Origin of the sequence: Anabaena sp. CA = ATCC 33047 (assembly GCF_963870205.1) — a bacterium.
Classification (GTDB): Bacteria; Cyanobacteriota; Cyanobacteriia; order Cyanobacteriales; family Nostocaceae; genus Trichormus.
Window position 1 is genome coordinate 77309 of sequence record NZ_CAWMSA010000057.1, and the last position, 6423, is coordinate 83731.

Annotated in this window: 4 protein-coding genes; 3 read left to right on the forward strand and 1 reads right to left on the reverse strand. The window is 43.1% G+C overall.

Features of this window, described 5'->3' with window-relative positions:
* Positions 1–72: 72 nt before the first annotated feature.
* Complete coding sequence (locus AACS98_RS18435) at positions 73–2376, forward strand: putative PEP-binding protein (RefSeq protein ID WP_066382505.1); 2304 nt, start codon at positions 73–75, stop codon at positions 2374–2376.
* Positions 2377–2407: 31 nt separating this feature from the next.
* Here the strand turns inward: AACS98_RS18435 and AACS98_RS18440 are convergent, their stop codons facing one another.
* Entirely contained in the window at positions 2408–3577 is a 1170-nt protein-coding gene (locus AACS98_RS18440; RefSeq protein ID WP_066382510.1) for a baeRF7 domain-containing protein, read from the reverse strand.
* Positions 3578–4049: 472 nt separating this feature from the next.
* Here AACS98_RS18440 and AACS98_RS18445 point away from each other — a divergent pair, with 472 nt between their 5' ends.
* Both AACS98_RS18445 and AACS98_RS18450 read left to right on the forward strand, forming a co-directional pair.
* On the forward strand, positions 4050–4910 hold the full coding sequence (locus AACS98_RS18445) for a segregation/condensation protein A (RefSeq protein ID WP_066382512.1): 861 nt from the start codon (positions 4050–4052) through the stop codon (positions 4908–4910).
* Between the two features lie 222 nt (positions 4911–5132).
* Complete coding sequence (locus AACS98_RS18450) at positions 5133–6299, forward strand: sugar phosphate nucleotidyltransferase (protein ID WP_066382514.1); 1167 nt, start codon at positions 5133–5135, stop codon at positions 6297–6299.
* The last annotated feature ends 124 nt before the right edge of the window (positions 6300–6423 follow it).

The window sequence follows — 6423 nt, forward strand, 5'->3', positions numbered from 1 at the left end:
TCAGACCGGAAAATTTAGCGGAAACCGGATATCTGTAGCGTAAAATAATAACTGAGCAATTAAAAAAATTGAGTGGATAGACTCTACTGGCTTGACCAAATTAAACTGCTAGACCGCACCAAAGTAGGTGACAAAGCATTTTACTTGAGCAAAATCAAACAGCGTGGCTACCCGGTTGTTCCTGGTTTTGTGATTACAGAGGAATTTTTGCGACTATTTTTAGCAACTCTCAATAATTCAGATTCATTAGTCGCGCATTTAACTGATTCTTCCTTACACTTGGATGTAGGAAACTGGCGACAACTTCAGCAGGTGGCTGTGCGGTTGCGTCGAGAAATTATCAATGCACCTGTACCTACCCAGTGGGTGAGTAAAATTGTGACGGCGGCGCAAGAATGGCAAGCTAGTCATTTAATTTTCCGTCCAACTTTAGCAATACCAAAGCTGAGGAATACCTCTGGATTATTAGAATCAATTTTCTGCCATTGTGACGAAGAAGCGATCGCCACAACTTTAAAACAAGTTTGGAGTCAACTGTTTCGTGCCAGAAGCTTGTTTTATTGGCAACGCATGGGAATTAATCTGCAACAAGTTAACTTAGCCATTTTAGTGCAACCTGTAGAGAATGCGATCGCCAGTGGCTCACTTGAGGTTAACACTAACGGATGGAAAATAGAAGCAACTTACGGATTAGGAATTGCCCTGGCTCAAGGTGAAGTGCTACCAGATACATACCAGATTGAACAGGAAACAGGTACGGTTTTGGCAAGGCATCTAGGCAATAAAATGTTGGCTTATCGGCTGAACCATGATACACCTGAAGATTCTCGCCCAACTATACTGACAATAAATCACACTGGACTGAGTGCGTACTTACTAGAGGAAGCCCAGCAACAACAATATGCCTTATCAGAAGCATCTCTACAAGAATTGATGAGTTTAGGGCATCAACTTATCAGTGAACTAGGTAGACACTTTACCATTGAGTGGACAATTGCCGAGCAAAATTGTCTACCCCATCTCTACATCACCCAAGTCAACACTCCCCAATTAGGCATTCCCAACTTACACTTGATTCAAGGCATCGGAGTCACCACAGGTAGGGTAACAGCCACAGCGCACGTAGTCGTCAATACGCAGTCACAACCAGAACAACTACCCAAAGGAGTAATTTTAGTCATACCACAGTTAAAACCTGATTGGTTGCCCCTACTGCAACAAGTCGCCGGTATCGTGACAACACAAGGCGGATTAACTAGCCATGCAGCGATTTTGGCGAGAGAATTAGGTATTCCAGCAGTGGTTAACGCCACAGATGCTACACTTTTGATTCAAAATGGTGAACGGTTACTGATAGATGGCGATCGCGGTGAAATTTATCGCATGAGAGCAGAAGAAGCGAATCAAGGGGACACACAACACCTGAATGCACCTCATCTGAGCTTGTCACCGCCAACTGTTGTTGCTTCTCACTCCCCAATGATTGCTACCCAACTGTTAGTTAATCTTAGTCAAACCAGTTTAATTGAGCAAGTACAAAAATTACCTGTGGATGGGGTGGGATTATTACGTTCAGAACTGATGCTGATTCCGCTACTCAAAGGACAACATCCTCGGCTTTGGCTGTTAGATGGACGACACACAGAATTGTTAGACAAATTATCCGAGCAGATTATACAGTTTGCTCGTGCCTTTGCCCCCAAACCAATTTTTTATCGCTCCTTAGATTGGCGATCGCATGAGTTATCTGCCCACAACTCACAATCATCACTCAAATCAATTTTAGGCGATCGCGGTACCTTCAGCTACATTCAGAATTCTGACATTTTTGATTTAGAATTAACAGCCCTGGCTAATGTTCACAAGGCTGGCTACACTAATCTTCACCTGTTATTGCCCTTTGTTCGCAGCGTCCCAGAATTTACCTTTTGTCGGCAAAAAGTCGAACAAATCGGACTCACCCAAGTGCCTCAGTTTCAACTGTGGATGATGGCAGAAGTTCCCAGTGTCTTGTTTTTATTGCCAGAATATGTTAAAGCAGGTGTGGCTGGGATTTCCATCGGTACAAACGACCTCACACAACTACTTTTAGGAGTAGATCGTGAACAACCACAATTAACAAGGCTACTCAATGAACAGCATCCGGCAGTGATGGCTGCCATTTCCCAACTGATTCAGATGGCTCAAACTGCGGGTATCCCTTGTTGCATCTGTGGACAAGCCCCAGCGATTTATCCAGAAATCATTGATCAACTGGTAAAATGGGGGGTTAGTGCCATTTCTGTCGAACCAGAAGCCGTAGAACGAACATATCAGGCGATCGCGCGTGCTGAACAGCGTTTATTATTAGCCGCAGCCCGCCAAACCCTGCGGTAAATTCAAAATTCATACCACACCTGCCAAAAAATCAATATCGGAAAATTGCGGCAATTGGTTGATTATCAGGCATTTGTTCAGGATTAACCGTGTAAACTTGCCCACCGTTCAACAAGGTATAAACAGCAGCAAAATTTAACATATCTTCATCATTTGGTTCAGGCTGGGAGTGTAAATCCACATTCAGAGTATCGGGATCAAACTTACCCCAAACTTGCTGCTGGAGAGACACCAACAAAGTGTCAACCTTTTGGTAATAAGCGGCGGGGACAATTTCTTTGATATCATCAGAAGCTTGAGCAGTATCTTCTGGGGCGAGTTGTTGATAAAGGGCGATCGCTGCCTGTTGTTGTTCATCCAACCGAGGAGATACAATTGACCAAGCCTGCTCATGTAATTCCTCCGGCTTAATAACTTCCTGATTACCAGTAATACCCGCTTCCAGCAAATAAGGATATGTATTCGCCTCCCGATAAATCGGATGGAGATATTCAACTCCCGCCACAATTAGAGGCGCGTGTTCATCCCGCAGTTTTTCATGTACTGCTTGATCAACGGCATAGCAAAACTGTAGAATATCTGCTTGATGCTTATCTCTATCAGGGCTTCCCTGTCCATGAAATGTCCCTGGTTGCTGAAAAGGATTAGCAGTTCCGCCTCTAGATGTAGCAATGCGGTGCTGTACCCCTTTTTGCAGTTCTTCCTCTAGAAGAGCTTGCTGTAAATTCTTGGGCATATTTGCCACTTCCACCTCGTGGATGTCATAGCTGCTGGCGGCAAAAAAGCGGACATCCTTTTGACTGAGAGCCAGAATATAAAATTTGCGATCGCGATTGAGTAAATGCAGCAAAGGTTTAAGATGAAACTGATTCCCCACAACTACCAATTCTGACAACACAGTTGGCAAACAATAATAACGGAATACCTGGGGAGAAATAAAGATTGCCAAGCCCTTATCTTGGTGTTCCCAGAAATCATTCTGATCTAATGCCCTAGCTGCTTGCAAAAAGTTGATCGCCTCAGTATGGCGCATCCCTATGGCATCTAACCGTTCTTCAGCCTCACGCATTAAATTTTTAAAGCGAATTGGGTTTTGACGAATCTCAGGCCCGGCTTTTTGCATCGGCATATACAGAGAAACACAAGGCGACTGAGGATTGGTGACTAAAGTTTTTAATTCATCAATAGATAGTAGAGTCATATTATTAAATGCCTATCCTCGGTAATTAAAGTTACGTCACATCTTGCCCCAGTTATTTGATAGCAATTTTCCTAGGGTGGGCAATGCCCTGAATGCCCTCAAGCCCTAATATTTACATTGTCGGCATTGCTCACCAGACAATGATTGAGAATGGTGCCAGATATCAATTAAAGGAGCTAGTCTTATTGCAAAGCTTCCAACTAAAAAATACATCTTTCTTTTGATAAGAAATTAGCCCATATACACACCATTCTTCAGAAAGAGAAATTACCCACCTGTTCCCACTCAGTCTTTTTGTTGCTCCCAAAAACTTTGATCGTCAATGTTTCCCAGTGAGAAAAATGTTTAATATAGAAAATTTACTTAAACAAATGTATAAAAATATAATGCTATAATTAGAAACAAACTCACAACCTAATCGAGCTTGTATTTGTCTACCTTTATTTGAAAATTGGCACAATCGGAAATCAGAATGGATGCTTCCGAGCTATTAGAAACAATCACAAATTTAATTGAGCAAGCCCAACAAGGAGAAATAGACCCTTGGGATGTGCAAGTAATTGAGGTGATTGACAATTATTTAGAACTCATGACACCAAAGACAACAGCCAGAGGCTACGAAGCTGATTTGTCTCAATCTGGACAAGCATTTTTATCAGCATCAATGTTAGTTTTATACAAAGCTAATACTTTGATGCAATTGTCAACAGCAACAGATGAACTAGAAGATGTCATAGATGATACTTTAATCGCCAGTGAAAACGGATTATTACAACAAGGTCATCGTTTACAGTTAGAGCGATATTTGCGCCGTCGCCCTGCCGCCATGCCCCCACCAAAACGCCGTGTAACTCTACAAGAGTTAATCGAGCAACTACAAATCATGGCGAACCAGCTAAAACAGGTGGAGAAAGTCAGTAAACCTGTGCGTATGAAGCGTCAGCCCAGTATCAAAACCATGCGTGAGGCACTGGAGTTAGCACACCAGGAAAACTTGACGGAAGTAGCTGGTGAACTAGAACAGGTATTACATTGTGCCGCCAGAGAATTACTTTTAGCCCAAAATTATCTCAATTTAGAACAACTTGTACAATTGTGGACGCAGACAAAGCAAGCTCATCAAAACACCTCTCATCATGAATCAGAAAACGGTCACATAGTCAGCGTTTTTTGGGCTTTACTGCTGCTATCGGCTCAATCCAAAGTCGAATTATTTCAAGAAGATTTTTACCAAGATATCAAAATTCGCTTAATTACAGATGAGAATAACACCGACCCAACTAGCTTGCTCTCAACCCAAGAGATTAAAGAAATTCCACCAAAAGCAAGATAAAATATTCGGGGAATTTACAGGCTTGTATTTCAGTCCCAGCCAAAATCCGATTAAATTAAAAAGATGACTGATGGCTTGTCATTATCTGTACCTCTTGGTTGCAATAATCGGTAGATTCCTGTTATTCCTGTTGTCAGGGATAACTTAGAGCAGAAATAAAAACTGATGATTAAGTATCACTCATTGAAAGTAAACTGGCTTGTGGTTGAGGAATAAACTTTTATGAAAGCGATGATTCTCGCAGCAGGTAAAGGTACTCGTGTCCGTCCGATTACGTATACGATTCCCAAACCGATGATTCCCATCCTGCAAAAGCCAGTGATGGAATTTTTACTAGAACTTTTACGTCAACATGGTTTTGACCAAATTATGGTCAACGTCAGCCATTTGGCTGAGGAAATTGAAAACTATTTCCGTGATGGTCAACGGTTTGGCGTACAGATTGGCTATTCCTTTGAAGGAAAAATTGACGATGACGGTAAACTCGTAGGGGAAGCAATTGGATCAGCCGGCGGTATGCGCCGCATCCAAGACTTCTCACCGTTTTTTGATGACACCTTTGTAGTTTTGTGCGGTGATGCTTTAATTGACCTAGATTTGACGGCAGCCGTCAAGTGGCATAAATCCAAGGGTTCAATTGCTACCATCATTTCTAAAACTGTACCCTTAGAAGAAGTTTCTAGTTACGGTGTCGTCGTCACCGAAGAAGATGGTCGTGTCAAAGCTTTCCAAGAAAAACCCTCAGTAGAAGAAGCCCTTAGCACTAACATCAACACAGGGATTTATATTTTTGAACCAGAGGTATTTAAATACATCCCCTCTGGCGTGGAATATGACATTGGTAGTCAATTATTCCCCAAATTAGTAGAAATTGGTGCGCCCTTCTACGCCATTCCGATGGACTTTGAATGGGTTGATATTGGTAAAGTCCCAGACTACTGGCGTGCCATTCGCGGTGTGTTGTTGGGTGAAATCAAAAATGTCCAGATTCCTGGTCACGAAGTAGCACCAGGTATCTACACTGGTTTAAATGTGGCTGTCAATTGGGACAAAGTGGATATTACAGGCCCTGTTTACATTGGTGGCATGACCAGAATAGAAGACGGTGCGAAAATCGTCGGCCCGGCGATGATTGGCCCTAACTGCTGGATATGCAGTGGCGCGACGGTTGATAACAGCGTCATCTTTGAATGGTCACGTTTAGGCCCTGGTGTGAGACTGGTGGATAAGTTGGTGTTTGGACGTTACTGTGTCGATAAAACCGGCGCAGCTATTGATGTGCAAGCAGCGTCTTTAGACTGGTTGATTACCGACGCAAGACAAGCACCACCAGAAACTACCCCAGTGGAACGACAAGCTATTGAGGAATTACTGGGAACAAATGGTTAGAGTCTAGAGAATCAGCAGGGGGGGCAGGGGAGATGAGGGAGCGGAGGAAGCGGAGGGAGCGGAGGGAGCGGAGGAGCAGAGGAGAATTTATTCTTAATACCCAGTCCCCAATCCCCAGTCCCCA